Below are 14742 nucleotides of genomic sequence, written 5' to 3'. Positions count from 1 at the left end.
CCCAATGGTCCAAAAAGGCGAAGCCGAGCGCGCACTTAAAGTGTGTATCACCGCTTACCTGTTTGGTGGTTAGTTCAGCGCTGTGATTCTATTTTTCTTTTTGCCGATTCTGGCGGACTTTGCGATTAAATTCTACTTTTGAGCACCATTAATTTTCGGGGGGATTACCGTGGTCGATGCGGTTTTCTTAGCAGGTGCTTTTCTTGATCGACTCGTCTTAGCGGCGGTTGTTTTAGAAGCAGTGGTCGACTTTGCGGCTAAGATAGCATCTTCTTTAACGCTCGGTTTTTCGGGAGTCTTTTTAGAGGTATTTGGTTTCGAATCCTCTGCAAACTCTTGAATGAACGACTTAATGACTGGCGCGACTTCCTGCCTAAAACGTCGACCGTTAAAGATGCCGTAGTGCCCAACTTCGGGCTGTTCGTAATGCTTTTTACGGCTTTTCGGGATGTTGGATAACACATCGTGCGCGGCTTTGGTTTGGCCGTTGCCCGTGATATCGTCGTTTTCCCCTTCAATCGTCAACAGTGCCGGTGCTTTCACCGCTTTGGTGTTGATCTGCTTGCCTTCAAACATCATGTTGCCCTTGGGCAGTCGATGCTCCAAAAATACTTTACGAATCGTATCGAGGTAGAACTCCGCCGGTAGGTCCATCACCGCAAGGTATTCGTTATAGAAGGTGCGGTGCGCTTCGGCGCTGTCGCCATCACCTTTGATTAAATCGCCAAAGAATTTGAAGTGCTTATTGATGTGGTTATCCATGTTCATGCTCATAAAGCCGGATAATTGCACAAACCCAGGGTACACCTTTTGACCAGCCCCTGGAAAATCCCCCGGCACTGTGCTGATGACTTTGGTTTCAAACCACTCAAGGTCCTTACCGGAGGCGTAGTCGTTAACCTCGGTAGGGTTTAAGCGGGTATCAATCGGGCCGCCCATCAAGGTTACCGTCTTGGGTAGGTTTGGGTTGTTGCGCTCGGACATGATGGTGAGCGCAACAATGGCCGGTACGCTTGGCTGGCACACCGCAATCACGTGGGTGTCTGGGCCAAGGTGTTCCATAAATTCGATCAGGTAGCGTACGTAGTCGTCAAAGCTAAAGCCGCCCTCACGGGTCGGGACATCACGCGCGTTTTGCCAATCGGTGATGTACACCTCGTGGTCGGGCAGGAAATTCTCGACGGTGCCACGAAGCAAGGTGGCATAGTGGCCCGACATCGGCGCAACCATCAATACCTTGGGGTGGTTAAATTTACCGCTTCGGCGAAAGTGCAGCAGGTCACAAAAGGGCAGCGAGTGTACAACCTCTTCACGGACACCGATGGTCTCGCCATCGATGACCGTCTCATGCAAACCAAATTCGGGTTTTTCATAGTTATCGGTGCAGCGTTCAATCAGCTCTAACACGGCCAAAGCCGTGTTGGTCATCACATTAAATCGGTAGGGCAGCATCCAAGGCAGCTTAATCTGTTTGCTGCACGCTTGTGCCCATAAGTGAATCGGTTGTACCGATTGGTTGATCGCATGATGTAGGTGATACAGCATTGTAAAACCCCCGTGGCCTCTTATCGTGGATGCTGCTGAAACGTCGTTGTCGTTCTTGTTGCAGTGCAGCAATTTTGATCAGTTTATAGTTAGTTTAGTTCATTCTGCAAGCGATATTCCCAACTTACTGGCGGCAAAACTGATTAAAACTTGAACATTATCCGAGGTCTCTGGCTTTGAGATTCGCTTGGCAAGCCTCCAGTACTTGGTGGCTGAGCGACTCATCATCCAAGGCGCGAGCCAGCGACAATCCACCAATCATCATGACCGCGCGCATTAAGCTTTCTTGCTGAAGGTGCTGCTTATCTAAAGGTTGTTCGGATTGCTCCAGTCGCTCCTCTAAGTAGCCGGTAAAACCTTTAAATAACTGGGTGTAGGTGCTTCGTACTTGAGCATCCCGCTGGTTGATGTCCGACACAAGGTAAGCCAGTGGGCAATTAATGGTCATGCCATCTTTGTGTTCTTGGCAAAGGTAGTGCTCAATAAGGGAGTTGAAGGGTGGAGCGCCTGGGGCGTTAGGGTTTAAATAATCCACCATGGATAAGGCTTGAGCTTTAATAGCCTGTGCATACAAATCCGACTTGGATTCAAAATGGTGATAAAACGCTCCACGGGTGAGATCAGCGTGTTTCATCACATCATTAATACCGACATGATCGTACCCATGTTTTAAAAAGAGTTCGGCTGCGCTTTTTAAAATGGCGTCTCGCGTCTGTGCTTTGTGCTCTTTACTCCAAGCCATAATCCAATCCTACTGTGTTGAAGAGATAGCCTATCAATCTTTTAAAATATGTTCTTGATCATATTGTCCTGAGCGTTAACCTGCAACGACAACCTCAAGGATAGGAACAACACCGATGACACCTCAAACTCCATACATCATTGGCCCTGAGTTCAGCACTTTTGTGCGTGCAGCGCGTTTGTACTGCCAATACCACCGCATACCGTACGAGAACGGGTTAACCTACAAAGGAGAAACCGTGCCGTTTCGATACGATCGATCATTGGGGCTTCACCCTCTTGGTAAACTGCCGGTATTGGTACTGGGCTCCAGAGTGCTATTTGAAACGGCGGTCATCTGCCGATATCTGAAATCCATTTATGCTGTAGAAAAGGCTAAAGAGCAGGATCTTTATCAAGCTGCGTTGGTGGATCAGTGGACTCAGTTTGTATCTATTTATGCGTTTGAGATGATCGTTAAAGACTATCTACTGGAGATTAAAAATCCAACAGGTCCCAATGGGCAGGTTAACCTTGAGAGCCTCAAGGCAGCTACCCCAAATGTACTCAATATGGCGGATATTCTTGGAGATCAACTAGGAGATCAATCGTTTTTAACAGGGGATACGTTCAGTGAGGCCGATGCCATACTCATCCCGATATTGGATTACCTACTGCAAACCCCATTGGGTGAAACGGTTGTGAAAGCTCATCCTAATTTGATGAGCTACACGCAGAGGGCTCGTGATGCTGAATGGTCAGAAGGAGTGCTTTGATCGCTAAGCGATCATGACGCACACGGCCCCCATAACAATACAAATCAACCCCAGAACGTCCTTTTTACCGAGCTTTTCTTTAAACCACAGAACAGAGATCATCAAGGTGAAAAGGACTTCGACTTGCCCCAAGGTTTTCACCATCGCAGCCGTTTCCAAGCTCATAGCCGTAAACCACCCGAGTGACCCTAAACAGCTGAACAAACTGATGATCAATACCTGTTTTGGGCGGCTCCAAAGGGCTTTTAACGTGCTTGGGCTTTTGATCATGAGCCACACTAGCAAGATCAGGGTTTGCAGGGCGATCACAAACAGTAGCACCCATGCCGCACTGTAAGGGAAGGGAAGCTCAAGTATTAAGCTTCCCTCACGTACCCAGAGCACGGTTAAGGCAAAGCATAAGCCGCTGCCAAGCCCAGTCGCCACGGTAGATAGAGACAAGTCTTTAATACTGCCAGGGTTACTCATCAACCAGACAGCTATGCCGCCGACCAACACACCAAACCATGCCAAGGGCGATAGCGGGGCCGAGAAAAACAGCGCCCCTAAAATCGCAGCAATCACCGCCTCACTCTTTGCAAGCCCCACACCAATCGCGTAGTTGCGCAAATGAAAGAGCCTTACCATTAACACGGTCGCAAAAATTTGAGCCACCGACGCAAGTAAAATGTACAGACCAAACTGCCCACTTAAATGGGGCATCTCAACCGGCTTATAAGCATACAACGCAATCAGGTAGAGCGCCGTCATGGGGCTGGCATACAAGAAGCGGGCAAGGGTAACCCCTGCGGTATCGACATCTTTACTCAGTTGTTTTTGAAAGGCGTTACGGAACGACTGCATAAACGCAGCAAAGAGGGTAAACGGAATCCAAAGACCCATGATCTATCCTAGGTAAGGCCGATTAGGCGAAGATTGGGACGCCTATCTTAATCGAAAAGCGAGCGCCTAGAAGAGGGTTTACCAGAACGCTGTGTTGAGCGCTTAGCCGAAGCGCCTTTACTGCTTGGGTTTTGCGCTGGTTTTTGGTCAGTCGCTGGGCGTTTTTTGCCCGATGCTTTTCCCTTACTCGCGGTTTTGCCTCTGGCCAATTGGGTTTTATTGGACGAATCGTTTTTTCGCGCCGTTTTGCGGCCGGGTTTCTGGGCGGGTTTTTGAGTGCTTTTAACCGCTGCCGCTTTGCGTTGACTGGCTTTCGGTAAAACACCCGAATCCAACACTGGGATTGGCTCGGCGTGCAGGGATTGCTGAGTTAATGCTTCAATCGCTTGGAGAAAGCGCTTCTCATCTGGTGCAACAAAGGAGATCGCCAAGCCTTTTTGTCCAGCACGGCCGGTGCGGCCAATACGGTGAACGTAAGCGTCGGCTTGGTTTGGAATATCGTAATTGATCACTTGCGGAAGCGATTCAATGTCCAAACCACGGGCGGCCACATCGGTGGCAACCAGCACCCGAACGCGCTTGCCCACAAAGCTGGCTAAGGCTTCATTTCGCTCCCGCTGAAGCTTGTCGCCGTGCAGTGCTGTGGCGCTGATGCCCTCTTGGTTTAGGTAATCGCATACTTGATCGGCACGTCGTTTGGTGCGGGTAAAGACCAGAGTTTGAGACCAATTAAGCCGCTCAAGAAAATAACAAAGGATATCGGCCTTATCGCGACTGTCCACCGCAAAGGCGCGTTGCTGTACCGTTTTCGCCGCTTGGTTACGTACGCCGGTTTGAATGCGCTCTGGCGCGTTTAAGAGTGACTCGGCCAAGGCATCAATCGAGCTGTTAAACGTGGCCGAAAACAACAGCGTTTGACGCTCGCGAGGTAAAAAGCTCAGTATGGCTTTGATGTCCGGCAAAAAGCCCAAATCCAACATGCGGTCGGCTTCATCAAACACCAGGGTCGACAGTGACTCCATCGACAGTTTTTTCTGTTTGAGCATCTCCAATAAGCGCCCAGGGGTGGCGATCAATATGTCCGCGCCACGCTTCATCTTACGAATCTGATTATCAAAGCGGGCGCCGCCGTAAATAGAGACAACGCGCATGCCAAGTGCCATCCCATATTCCAAAAGATTGTCCCCCACTTGGATGGCCAGCTCTCGGGTGGGCACAAGGACTAATGCTCGAATCGGGTGGTACTGACCGTCGGTTGGGGCCTCTTTGAGTCGCTCAATGATGGGTAAGCCAAACGCCGCGGTTTTTCCGCTACCGGTTTCGGCCTCGGCCATCAGGTCTTTGCCCTCTAAAATCAGTGGGATCGCCTTTTCCTGAATCGGTGTGGCACGTTGATAACCCATTTCAGCGAGCGTGAATTGAAGTTCTGGGCACAAAGAGAGTTCGGCGAAGGTCGTCATGATATTGATCAACTAACTAAAGGGCTGGCTATAAAGCGGGAATAAGAGGGTAAGTGTGGCTGAACATACAACCTGTGTACAGCGCTTCTCACATTCGTGTTGAAATGTTGTTGACAGAATGATCGAAAACACGCTTAATCGAGGATCGGTGCCGTAATTGATCGGCATTTTTCAATCAAATATTCCCTTTTAGAAGACGAACAGCAGATAGCATCATGTTGAAAGCGTTTAACAAACCTTTTACATCCAATGTGGCTTCGATGAATCATCATCGAATTCGCATGATGGTGCCTGTCCGCGAGCAGTAATCTTCTTCACTGGCCGCGGAGTCTTCGCGGTCATTTTGTTTTCCCCCGTAAAATACCCGAAGTCTCCCCGTCAGCAAAAGGACTCACTGACAAGGAGAAACAGCAATGACCTTTTTACCTTTGATTGCCAGGTTGTATCGCAAGCTTAACGAGTACCTAGACAAGCAGTATACCTACGAGTCTATGGAGCACCTTGATGATCGCTTATTGAAAGACATCGGTTTTATTCGTCAAAACGGTCAGCTGACGTCATTACAAAATGTAAACACGGCTCAACAAGGGCTCGATACACCGATTGTTCAGCAAAAGGCGACCACTCAGAGTGTTACTTTGGATCTCACGTTACGTAAGCCCCCCTGTGAGTAGCGATGCCGCAGCGCAGGTTAGGCTGATCCTATAACCTGCGCAGCGGCTTTTTCAGATTCACTTGCTTGGTTGGGTAAAGCGCACCAAAATAAAGCCACATCAAACGACACTCTAGGGAGCAAAATGTGTTTGTGATTGAACCTTGGCATTGGCTGGTCTTAGCGATGCTACTGATGGTGGCCGAGATTGTTATTCCAAGCTTTACCATTTTCTGGTTTGGGTTGGGTGGTTTGATTGTTTCGGCATTGCTGTGGATCTTCCCTGATCTTGGCTTAAATTTGCAGCTGCTTATCTGGGCTATTTCGTCCATCGTCTTTACGGCGCTCTGGTTCTTGTTGATTGGTCCCTTAATCAAAGACAAAACCAAAGCGGGCATGGCGAAAGAGGCGATCGCTGGCGAAGTCGGCCAAGTGATTAAGCGTCCCTCCGGGCAAAACCGTGGGGTCGTACGTTTTACAACGCCCCTTTTGGGAGACTATGAATGGTATTTTCCTTGCGGTCGTCATTATTACCATCTTTTCGGGCGTTAAAATCGTTCCGAAAGGGTATAAATTTGTCATTCAGCGCTTGGGTAAATACTCACGCACGTTAGGGCCAGGTCTTAAAATCATCATCCCTTACATCGATAAAGTGGCGTACAGCGTCACGACCAAAGACATTGTGATGGATATTCCATCCCAAGAGGTCATCACCAAAGATAACGCTGTGATCATTGCGAATGCAGTGGCGTACATCAACATCGTATCCCCTGAAAAAGCGGTATACGGCGTTGAAGATTATGAGGTGGCGATTCAAAACTTAGTGCAAACCTCTTTGCGCTCCATCATTGGTGAAATGGGCTTAGATGATGCGCTTTCCTCCCGTGATCAGATTAAATCGAAGCTGAAATCAGCCATCTCGGATGATATTTCCGATTGGGGGATTACGCTTAAAACGGTTGAAATCCAAGACATTACCCCTTCTGGCACCATGCAGCAGGCGATGGAGGAGCAAGCGGCGGCTGAGCGTCAACGTCGTGCCCGTGTTACCCGAGCAGACGGTGAAAAGTCGGCCGCTATCCTAGAAGCAGAAGGGCGTCTTGAGGCTTCACGTCGTGATGCGGAAGCCCAAGTGGTGTTGGCTGAAGCGAGCCAAGCGGCGATCGAAAAGGTGACCTCGGCCATTCAAGGTAATGAGCTACCTGTGTATTACATCTTGGGTGAAAAATACGTAGAGGCCTTAACCGAGATAGCCCAGTCGGATAACTCGAAAACCGTGGTACTACCGGCGGATCTACCCGCCGCACTGCGGGGAATGATGGGTCGATAACTGTTCAGAGATTGTTCATGGCTCACAGTGAGAATAGGGATATCCCTACTCAAATCATAAAGGATGTCACTGTGAGCTTTGCCAAGGAATTTAAAGAATTTGCCGTCAAAGGCAACGTGGTCGACATGGCTGTCGGTATCATTATCGGTGCCGCGTTCGGTAAAATTGTTGCCTCGTTTGTAGGCGATATCGTGATGCCGCCGATTGGTATGCTACTAGGCGGAGTCAACTTCACCGACCTTGCGGTTGTGTTACAGCCGGCTCAAGGCGAAACCGAAGCAGTACTGCTAAAATACGGTAAGTTTATCCAAACGCTGATCGACTTTTTGATCATTACTCTAGCTGTGTTTGTGGCGGTAAAAGTAATGAATTCCATGAAGCGTAAAGAGGAAGAGGCTCCGGCTGAACCAGAGAAAGAGCCAGAACCGACTAAAGAAGAATTGCTCTTGACCGAGATTCGAGACCTCTTAAAGAAATAGTCTAAATTGCTACTAAAGTCGCAAATACCCATAAGTGTTTTGCAACTTTTTAACTAAAAAGTTGTGCTTTTTGTACACCTTTTTTTTATCCTTAACGAGATGGATGTGATCGAAAAATCCCCCTGTATCCGTAAATGTTGTCTGGATGATCAGGACATATGCATAGGGTGTTTTAGAACCCTAGCAGAAATCACAGGCTGGCAAGCCAGCTCTGAGGTTCAAAAGCGCGCCATTATTGCCGAATGTAAGTTACGAAAACAGCGCGCCCAAACGCGGCAATAAACACAATATAAAGGGGATGGCTCAACGGATATGAGTTTGATTAAGACAGGGATACGCCGATTCCTTCAACGGCCCTCACTTTCAGCGTCTTGTGTGGCACTTTCTGTATTTTTCGTATCAGCGTTGTTCATTGGTCACGAAGAGCGTCAAATGCAGCTTACCGAGCAGCTGCGCCTTCAATCTCAACTTAAGGTGTTAAAGGCGGACTTCGAAAAAGAGGTCGAATCGACACTCACCGCCGTAAAAGGTTTTAAATCGGCCTTACTGTCGCATCAAACGCTGGAAGACGAAGAGGTAAAACTGCTGATGCAGGATTTGCTGAAAGTTTCAGACAGTATATCAACCGTCGTCGTGACCGAGCACCTAGAACCGCTTTGGTCTGCACCTGATGTTCAGGCCTTTCAACGCGCGCAGTCCATTTTAAATAACCCCACTCAGTTTGCTTTGATCAAATCGGCTTTTGAGCGCTTAAAACCTGAGGTGCTGTTACCGCCATCACACCGTGCTACCAAGCCCGATGAAGTTTATCTGATCTACCCTTTCTTTAATGAGCGCACCGAAAAGCCGGGTTTGCTATTTCTGACCCTAGGTATACGTACCTTTAGATCACTGATCGAAGATTCAGCGTTGGAATTAAACTCTTTGATCGCGATGGGTGAATACGTAGGCCCAGAGCAGTCTCCCGTGGCTTTTTTGGGTAACCCTTTAGCGGTAAAAGACAGCGCTGTCATAGAGCCTTTGTCCGTATTTGGTACGCAGTGGTTTCTTGCTGCTTCCAGCTTAAGCGAGTCGCAAACTCAGGTTCAACGACGCTGGTTCTTGTGGTTGATGTCGTTCTTGGTGACCGCTGTGTTTGGCGGTTTGGCCTACTGGTTAATCGCGATTTACAACGACAAAGTCAAAGCGATTCACACCGCGAACTATCGCGCCAACTTTGATGCCTTGACCAGCCTTCCTAATCGTTACCACTTTAGCCAGCGTTTGAGTGGTTTGATCACAGAGATGAAGCGTGAAGAGCAAGAGTTTGCGATGTTCTTCATCGATATCGATCACTTCAAACAGATTAATGACACCTCTGGCCACAGTGTAGGCGATGAATTACTGATTCAGTTCTCACAGCGTTTGCGTCAATCAGCGCGGGACAGTGACATTGTGGCTCGTCTAGCCGGTGACGAGTTCATCGTGGTGCTGCGGAACATCAGTGATGTTATTCAAGCGGATTTGCTGGCCGAAAAAATGCAAAAACGCCTATCGCAGCCCTTCTTTATTGGGTCTCGTCAGTACTTGATGACCGCCAGTATGGGCATTGCCTTGTTCCCGATGGACGGTGATAACGCCGAGACGCTCCTGCAGCATGCCGACCAAGCCATGTATGCGGCGAAAGGTTCGGGGCGCAACGGTTACTTCTTCTTTAACGAAGATATGCAAGAGCAGGCCGAGTACTTCCTGGATGTGCATAACGATATCCTAAAAGGGTTGGAGCGGAATGAGTTTTTCTTAGAATACCAGCCCATCTTAAGTTTGAAAGATAACCTGATTCACCACTGCGAAGCGCTTCTGCGTTGGAATCATCCGACCAAAGGGCTTTTGTATCCTGATTACTTTATCTCGGTGGCGGAGCGCACGGGCGCTATTCGTGCTTTGGGGAATTGGGTCTTAAGCCAAGCGTGTAAAGATATCCGCACCTTCGCCGAGGAGGGGGTGGACTTGCAGATCTCGATTAACCGGTCGGTTTCGGAGTTCCATTCGAGTCAGTCGCTGGAAAGCTGGAAAGGGATCTTCAAAGTGAACGGCGTTTCGCCGGATCGCATTATTTTTGAGATTACCGAATCACTCTTCATGGATGAGCACCCATCACGCGTTAATGTGGTTAATGCTCTGCAAAAAATGGGTGTCCAGTTTGCCATTGATGATTTTGGTACTGGTTACTCGGCACTCAATTACCTGCGCAGTTATCCGGCCCAGTATCTGAAAATCGATAAAAGCTTTATCTCGGATCTACTGATTGATGACCAAGACAGGACGCTGGTGGAAGTGATCATCAAAATGGGAATGACATTGGGCATTCACGTGATCGCAGAAGGGGTTGAAAACGATGATCAGGTACAGACCTTAAAGGCGTTTGGTTGTGAGTATGTTCAAGGCTTTTGGTTGGCTAAAGCGATGCCGCTGGATCGCGTTATCGCTTTTTGCCAATCATCAGACAGTGTGCCAACGCCGCCTCACTCCCTGACGTTAAAGTAGACCGGCTATTCGCTGGTCTTCTTTTTAAACGGCGCAAAGCCGTGATCCACTACCTTTTCGGCGGCAGGACGTGATGGCTTACCCGCACGCGCTTTATGTTTGGCCTTAGGCTTGTTGCTCTTGGCAGCGTTTTTACCGGTCGTGGTTTTTTTCTTCTTATTACCAACCGCCTTACCTGACGCTTTGGTTTTCTTAGGCCCTGTAAAGCTGCCTTCTAAACCCTTGATGGTGCGTCGCTCAAAAGCGGCTTTGAGATAACGCTCAATACCGACCATCAGGTTCCACTCAGGTGGCGCTACCAAAGAGATCGCAAGGCCTTGATTGCCTGCGCGCCCAGTACGGCCTACGCGGTGGGTATGTTCGTCGCCTTTACGAGCCATCTCATAGTTGATCACCAAGTCGACACCTTCGACATCCAAGCCACGAGCAGCGACTTCGGTAGCGACCAGCACATTGATTTTGCCCTGCTTCAATAAGCCGATGACATGCTTGCGTTGCTCCTGAGTGAGATCACCTTGGATCACCCCAGCTCGGATCTTGTGGTAGCGAAGATAGCCATTTAACCGTGCCGCCTGAACTTTGGTGTTCACAAACACGATTGCTTTATCAAATGTTTCGTTGTTCAAAAGCCATAAAGCTTGCTTATCTTTTAAGTCGTTATCTGCAGCAGGGATGACCTGCTGTGTGATATTCGCGTGGCTAGAGCGTCGGCTACTGAGCGTTAACGTAACAGGCTCTTGTAGGGATGATGCGATCACAGACGACATCCCTTTATGACCAAGGGTGGCCGAGAACAAAAGAGACTGTCGGCCTGCGGGAAGCTCGCCTAGAATGCGCTCCATATCCTCTTGGAAGCCCATTTCCAACATACGATCTGCTTCGTCTAAAACGAGCACTTCGACATCCGCCAAGCTGATGGAGCTTTTATCCAAATGCTCGACCAAACGACCGGGTGTGGCAATTAAGATTTCTGGGTTTTTGCGAAGGCGCGCCGCTTGTGGCTTGAATGGTTCGCCACCGCATACGGTATCGCTGGTAATAAAGGTGAACTGGGAAAACTTCACCAGCTCTTTTTGAATCTGTAGGGCCAACTCACGCGTTGGTGCCAAAATCAGTGCGCGTGCTTGAGCGTTTGGCTTTTCCTGCGCTTTGAGTTTTTGCAACAGCGGCAGACTGAACGCTAAGGTTTTTCCGCTGCCGGTTTCGGCGGTGACCAAGAGGTCCTTGCCCTCAAGGGCCAGTGGTAACGTTTTTTCTTGTACCTCGGTTGGTTGAGTGAAGGACAACGTATCAAGGGCTTTGAGCAAGCGCTCATCAAGTGGAAAATCGCTAAACACAGGAATCTCTCGGGTTAATTAACGCGTGAACGTAAAGGGGGATAACGCAAAGCTGAATGCTATCAGATTTCGTTAAGAACAGGGATGATTAAGAGACAAAAACAGAAACGGAGCCATAAGGCTCCGCTTAAACACAATCAATGATGATCAGTAGTGGATCGCGCGTGGTAGCTCTTTAGCCTGAGTCACCCAGCCTTCAACTTGGCTTGCGCTTGGCATTTGCTGGACAAACGATTTCTCATCGTTGATTTCAACCATTTTAGCGTGCAAGTTTGCGCCATTGCGTTGGGCAAGCTCTGGTACGGTATCAACGCCTGCAAGCTCTAACAGGTCTGCGTACGCAGTGCTAACACCCTTAATGCGCGCAAGATCAGCGCGGTTTAACCATTCCAGCAGCTCTTTCTCATCAAGGCCTGTTGAAGAGGCGATCTCTTTGCGGCTTTTCTTGTCGCCGCACATCTCGAGCATTTTCTCCTGAGTCGTTACACCTGCACCTTTTAGTGTTTCTGCTTGAGCGTCAGACAGACCCTTGATATCAGTAAGCTTTGCCATGCTGTTTCTCCGGTTGATTGGTTTTTGACTGATTGTAGTTGCTTAAGCTGAACAACAGCGAAATATTCGTCGCTGGTTTGGAACTGATGTCTGCATAGTATGTCTTCTTCTGATCGAGTACCACCATGATCGTTTCATCGAAGCGTTAACGTGGTGGGTCCACCTTGGCCGAATGCGATGTATTGATGCGAAACAATGGCGTCTCGGCGAATGTCCGAATTGCGCTGATGATTCAACTGCCGCCCGATACCGGCTTTTTTGAGTGCGTTGGATTCGATGACCCGTTGAGTTAGTTGTTGAATAAATTCGGTGTCGAAAAAGTCTGGAATGATGCCGTAGCCGTGTTGATAAATGGCTTCCGTGATGTTTGCCAGCTGCTCTTCAGAGAGGGCGTTCGTCTGCAATATGTGTGTCCAAAAAGAGGCATTTATCTGCCAGGAAGGGAAAAAGTGAAAGGCTTATATCATGAAATTATAAAAATACTCCACAAATAGTGTAGGTTTATTGTACAGTTTGTGACCGATGTGGCCGTTAAAGCATGTATACATCGTTAAATATCGTCGAATTACCTCGATCCATTTGGGTTAGACCAATCTAGGGTGAAGAAAAAAGAGACTTCAAAGCATGCCTGTAAAGCCGTGGTTAGTGTGTAGCTGTTTAAGTGCCGTATTGTTTTTAGTTGGGTGTTCTGCACCAAAGCGTCCAGTCATCGTGCAGGATTCTTATGCCGTCGGGGAAGAACTGACGCCACAAGAGTCTTTTAATGACCGAATTTTAAAGCATTTTGCCAAATGGCAGGGGGTTCCTTACCGTTTGGGTGGTAATACCATGTCGGGGATCGACTGCTCGGCGTTTGTACAAGTCACGTTTCGTGATGTGTTTAATATGAAGTTGCCAAGAACAACCCTAGGTCAAGCTGAGGTTGGCGCTGATATTGATAAGGATGATCTGGCCGAAGGGGATTTGGTGCTGTTTAAAATGTCCCGTCGTACCCGTCATGTGGGCATCTACATGGGTAATGGGCATTTTATGCATGCATCCACCAGCAACGGTGTGATGATTTCTGAGCTGAACAACCCTTACTGGAAACGTCATTACTGGAAATCGGTTCGTCCATCACTGGTGCTAGCCGCACAATAAGAGTATCTGGTCAGATACTCATCACTTTCTTCAAGTGCCCATGGTGCAAGGCCTAGAAGGGCATTTGAAGAGGTTATCCACAGCTTTCCCCAAGCCTTATCCGAAAAAAATGTGTAAAAGGATTAAATTTTTTTCAAAATAGTATTGATAATAATTCTCATTTTGATTAATCTTAAATGGCTCGCAAGTCATATCGGGATTTACTTAATGAACGATATGCTTCACCCAATTATCTGGTAAACCTTATCAGGTGATTACACGGTTCTTGTCATTGTTTGGGCTTACCTTTGGGTAAGCCCTTTTTTTTGTTTGGTCGCCTTAAAAGGCAACCAAACGTTCATTTTCGAAACCGTTAAGACGACTTCTTAGTGGTTGATTCCACTTTCTTTTTGGATTTCTCACTCGCGGTGGACTTCTGGCTGCTGACTTTTGTGCTGCTTTTTGTCGCTTTTTCAACCGATTGAGTTGCCGATGTTTTCGTAGAGCTCACTTTGGCTTTCTCAGTGCTGGATTTAGCCGTTTTGCTGCTGGTCTTAGCGGCGTCGGATAAGCTCTTCTTTTTCGCTTTTGTTCGGCAATGAGCCTTCACTTGTACGCCATCGCTTCGCTTATACCCTTTGACCCAATAACAGCTATTGCTGTTGCTGGAGCAGCTCGATTCGGACATTCCTTTGCACGATTGAGCACTCGCGTGGCCAGATAAGATCAAAGTAGAGGCCAACGCCAAAGAGAGGGTGATTTTTTTCATCATCGTTTTTTCCTTTCCGATTTTTTAACAACGATTCGGTCAGTACCCGAAACGGGGATGCATTAAAGCGAATAGTGGATGAATCTAAGTTGAATCGTCTAATTAGGGACTTCACTGACAAAACCATAATTAGCTTATGGTTTTAACTTAAGAAATGGCGCATTTGGTCGCTAAGAGTTCTGATGACTTTGGAGAGTTCACGATGCAGTTGAAAAGTTTACGTGCCAAGAGCTCGATACCCCCCCTGCGATCTTGGTCATTACCCTGATTTTTACTTTGGTGATGTCGGTTAAAATTATCTCAATCATGCTGGATTCGATTCAAGGTTCCTCTTTGCGCGTTAACGAAATGTCGACTCAGACGGCACAAGCGACCACAGAGCAGAGCAGTGTGGCCGATGAGATCAGCAGAAGCCTTAATGGTCTAAACCAGCAATCACTGAACGCCTCTAAGGTGGCTGAAAACTGCTTATCCATCTCGACCAGGATTAAAGAGCAAGTTAACCAGCTTGAATCGGTTACCCGGCGTTTCAGAGTTTAAGCTTCGGTGTTCAGCTCCAGATAGAAGAAGCCTTCGGGCTTCTTTTTTGATGATA

The 14742-nt window shown here is 48.1% G+C and carries 17 protein-coding genes; 9 read left to right on the top strand and 8 right to left on the bottom strand.

The genetic code is table 11. The features are described from left to right. Window positions 1-132: 132 nt before the first annotated feature. Together ACXAF9_RS04040 and ACXAF9_RS04035 are read right to left on the bottom strand one after the other, a co-directional pair. The gene (locus tag ACXAF9_RS04040; protein ID WP_475070725.1) at window positions 133-1545 is read right to left on the bottom strand and encodes a polyhydroxyalkanoate depolymerase; all 1413 of its coding nucleotides are present in this window, start codon (window positions 1543-1545) and stop codon (window positions 133-135) included. 157 nt (window positions 1546-1702) lie between these two features. Then, window positions 1703-2287 (bottom strand): TetR/AcrR family transcriptional regulator, encoded by a 585-nt coding sequence (locus ACXAF9_RS04035; protein ID WP_475070723.1) that lies wholly within the window; start codon window positions 2285-2287, stop codon window positions 1703-1705. Between the two features lie 115 nt (window positions 2288-2402). On the opposite strand from ACXAF9_RS04035, the gene ACXAF9_RS04030 reads away from it, so the two are divergent. Beyond that, a complete protein-coding gene (locus ACXAF9_RS04030) occupies window positions 2403-3041 on the top strand; it encodes a glutathione S-transferase family protein (protein ID WP_475070719.1) in 639 nt (212 codons plus the stop codon). Between the two features lie 3 nt (window positions 3042-3044). On the opposite strand, the gene ACXAF9_RS04025 is transcribed toward ACXAF9_RS04030, so the two are convergent. Together ACXAF9_RS04025 and ACXAF9_RS04020 are read right to left on the bottom strand one after the other, a co-directional pair. Then, window positions 3045-3923, bottom strand: coding sequence for a DMT family transporter (locus ACXAF9_RS04025; protein ID WP_475070716.1), 879 nt, complete (start codon window positions 3921-3923; stop codon window positions 3045-3047). 47 nt (window positions 3924-3970) lie between these two features. Further along, window positions 3971-5383, bottom strand: coding sequence for a DEAD/DEAH box helicase (locus tag ACXAF9_RS04020; protein ID WP_475070715.1), 1413 nt, complete (start codon window positions 5381-5383; stop codon window positions 3971-3973). 413 nt (window positions 5384-5796) lie between these two features. On the opposite strand from ACXAF9_RS04020, the gene ACXAF9_RS04015 reads away from it, so the two are divergent. The 6 genes from ACXAF9_RS04015 to ACXAF9_RS03990 all read left to right on the top strand — a co-directional run bounded on the left by ACXAF9_RS04015 (window position 5797) and on the right by ACXAF9_RS03990 (window position 10370). Continuing rightward, window positions 5797-6057, top strand: a complete 261-nt coding sequence (locus tag ACXAF9_RS04015; RefSeq protein ID WP_475070714.1) for a DUF1127 domain-containing protein — start codon at window positions 5797-5799, stop codon at window positions 6055-6057. Between the two features lie 125 nt (window positions 6058-6182). Further along, entirely contained in the window at window positions 6183-6587 is a 405-nt protein-coding gene (locus ACXAF9_RS04010) for an NfeD family protein (RefSeq protein WP_475070711.1), read from the top strand. Further along, entirely contained in the window at window positions 6535-7365 is an 831-nt protein-coding gene (locus tag ACXAF9_RS04005) for an SPFH domain-containing protein (RefSeq protein ID WP_475070707.1), read from the top strand. The genes ACXAF9_RS04010 and ACXAF9_RS04005 overlap by 53 nt, the downstream gene beginning before the upstream one ends. Before the next feature lie 71 nt (window positions 7366-7436). Then, entirely contained in the window at window positions 7437-7844 is a 408-nt protein-coding gene (gene mscL, locus ACXAF9_RS04000; protein ID WP_475070703.1) for a large-conductance mechanosensitive channel protein MscL, read from the top strand. A gap of 99 nt (window positions 7845-7943) precedes the next feature. Next, window positions 7944-8126, top strand: coding sequence for a DUF1289 domain-containing protein (locus tag ACXAF9_RS03995; RefSeq protein ID WP_475070699.1), 183 nt, complete (start codon window positions 7944-7946; stop codon window positions 8124-8126). Window positions 8127-8219: 93 nt separating this feature from the next. Continuing rightward, window positions 8220-10370, top strand: coding sequence for a putative bifunctional diguanylate cyclase/phosphodiesterase (locus ACXAF9_RS03990; RefSeq protein ID WP_475070694.1), 2151 nt, complete (start codon window positions 8220-8222; stop codon window positions 10368-10370). 5 nt (window positions 10371-10375) lie between these two features. Here ACXAF9_RS03990 and ACXAF9_RS03985 read toward each other — a convergent pair whose 3' ends face one another. The 3 genes from ACXAF9_RS03985 to ACXAF9_RS03975 form a co-directional block, all read right to left on the bottom strand. Further along, the gene (locus tag ACXAF9_RS03985) at window positions 10376-11707 is read right to left on the bottom strand and encodes a DEAD/DEAH box helicase (RefSeq protein WP_475070689.1); all 1332 of its coding nucleotides are present in this window, start codon (window positions 11705-11707) and stop codon (window positions 10376-10378) included. 147 nt (window positions 11708-11854) lie between these two features. Beyond that, the gene (locus ACXAF9_RS03980; RefSeq protein WP_475070686.1) at window positions 11855-12259 is read right to left on the bottom strand and encodes a DUF4332 domain-containing protein; all 405 of its coding nucleotides are present in this window, start codon (window positions 12257-12259) and stop codon (window positions 11855-11857) included. Between the two features lie 134 nt (window positions 12260-12393). Beyond that, a complete protein-coding gene (locus ACXAF9_RS03975) occupies window positions 12394-12663 on the bottom strand; it encodes a hypothetical protein (protein WP_475070684.1) in 270 nt (89 codons plus the stop codon). Window positions 12664-12883: 220 nt separating this feature from the next. Here ACXAF9_RS03975 and ACXAF9_RS03970 point away from each other — a divergent pair, with 220 nt between their 5' ends. Then, window positions 12884-13399 carry an NlpC/P60 family protein gene (locus tag ACXAF9_RS03970; protein WP_475070682.1) on the top strand — a complete coding sequence of 172 codons (516 nt, stop codon included), beginning with the start codon at window positions 12884-12886 and terminating at the stop codon, window positions 13397-13399. A 352-nt stretch (window positions 13400-13751) separates the two neighbouring features. On the opposite strand, the gene ACXAF9_RS03965 is transcribed toward ACXAF9_RS03970, so the two are convergent. After that, window positions 13752-14150 (bottom strand): hypothetical protein, encoded by a 399-nt coding sequence (locus tag ACXAF9_RS03965; protein WP_475070680.1) that lies wholly within the window; start codon window positions 14148-14150, stop codon window positions 13752-13754. Window positions 14151-14453: 303 nt separating this feature from the next. Here ACXAF9_RS03965 and ACXAF9_RS03960 point away from each other — a divergent pair, with 303 nt between their 5' ends. Next, complete coding sequence (locus tag ACXAF9_RS03960; RefSeq protein ID WP_475070678.1) at window positions 14454-14687, top strand: hypothetical protein; 234 nt, start codon at window positions 14454-14456, stop codon at window positions 14685-14687. Window positions 14688-14742 lie beyond the last annotated feature (55 nt).

This window comes from Neptunomonas sp. ABH4_499 (assembly GCF_056160565.1).
Note: the sequence above shows the minus strand (reverse complement) of the source record. Positions and strands in the feature narration are given on the sequence as shown.

Coding starts and splice junctions, on each gene's coding strand:
- ACXAF9_RS04040 (WP_475070725.1), bottom strand. CDS start 1,545: ATGCTGTATCACCTACATCATGCGATCAACCAATCGGTACAACCGATT.
- ACXAF9_RS04035 (WP_475070723.1), bottom strand. CDS start 2,287: ATGGCTTGGAGTAAAGAGCACAAAGCACAGACGCGAGACGCCATTTTA.
- ACXAF9_RS04030 (WP_475070719.1), top strand. CDS start 2,403: ATGACACCTCAAACTCCATACATCATTGGCCCTGAGTTCAGCACTTTT.
- ACXAF9_RS04025 (WP_475070716.1), bottom strand. CDS start 3,923: ATGGGTCTTTGGATTCCGTTTACCCTCTTTGCTGCGTTTATGCAGTCG.
- ACXAF9_RS04020 (WP_475070715.1), bottom strand. CDS start 5,383: ATGACGACCTTCGCCGAACTCTCTTTGTGCCCAGAACTTCAATTCACG.
- ACXAF9_RS04015 (WP_475070714.1), top strand. CDS start 5,797: ATGACCTTTTTACCTTTGATTGCCAGGTTGTATCGCAAGCTTAACGAG.
- ACXAF9_RS04005 (WP_475070707.1), top strand. CDS start 6,535: ATGAATGGTATTTTCCTTGCGGTCGTCATTATTACCATCTTTTCGGGC.
- ACXAF9_RS03995 (WP_475070699.1), top strand. CDS start 7,944: ATGGATGTGATCGAAAAATCCCCCTGTATCCGTAAATGTTGTCTGGAT.
- ACXAF9_RS03980 (WP_475070686.1), bottom strand. CDS start 12,259: ATGGCAAAGCTTACTGATATCAAGGGTCTGTCTGACGCTCAAGCAGAA.
- ACXAF9_RS03970 (WP_475070682.1), top strand. CDS start 12,884: ATGCCTGTAAAGCCGTGGTTAGTGTGTAGCTGTTTAAGTGCCGTATTG.
- ACXAF9_RS03965 (WP_475070680.1), bottom strand. CDS start 14,150: ATGATGAAAAAAATCACCCTCTCTTTGGCGTTGGCCTCTACTTTGATC.
- ACXAF9_RS03960 (WP_475070678.1), top strand. CDS start 14,454: ATGCTGGATTCGATTCAAGGTTCCTCTTTGCGCGTTAACGAAATGTCG.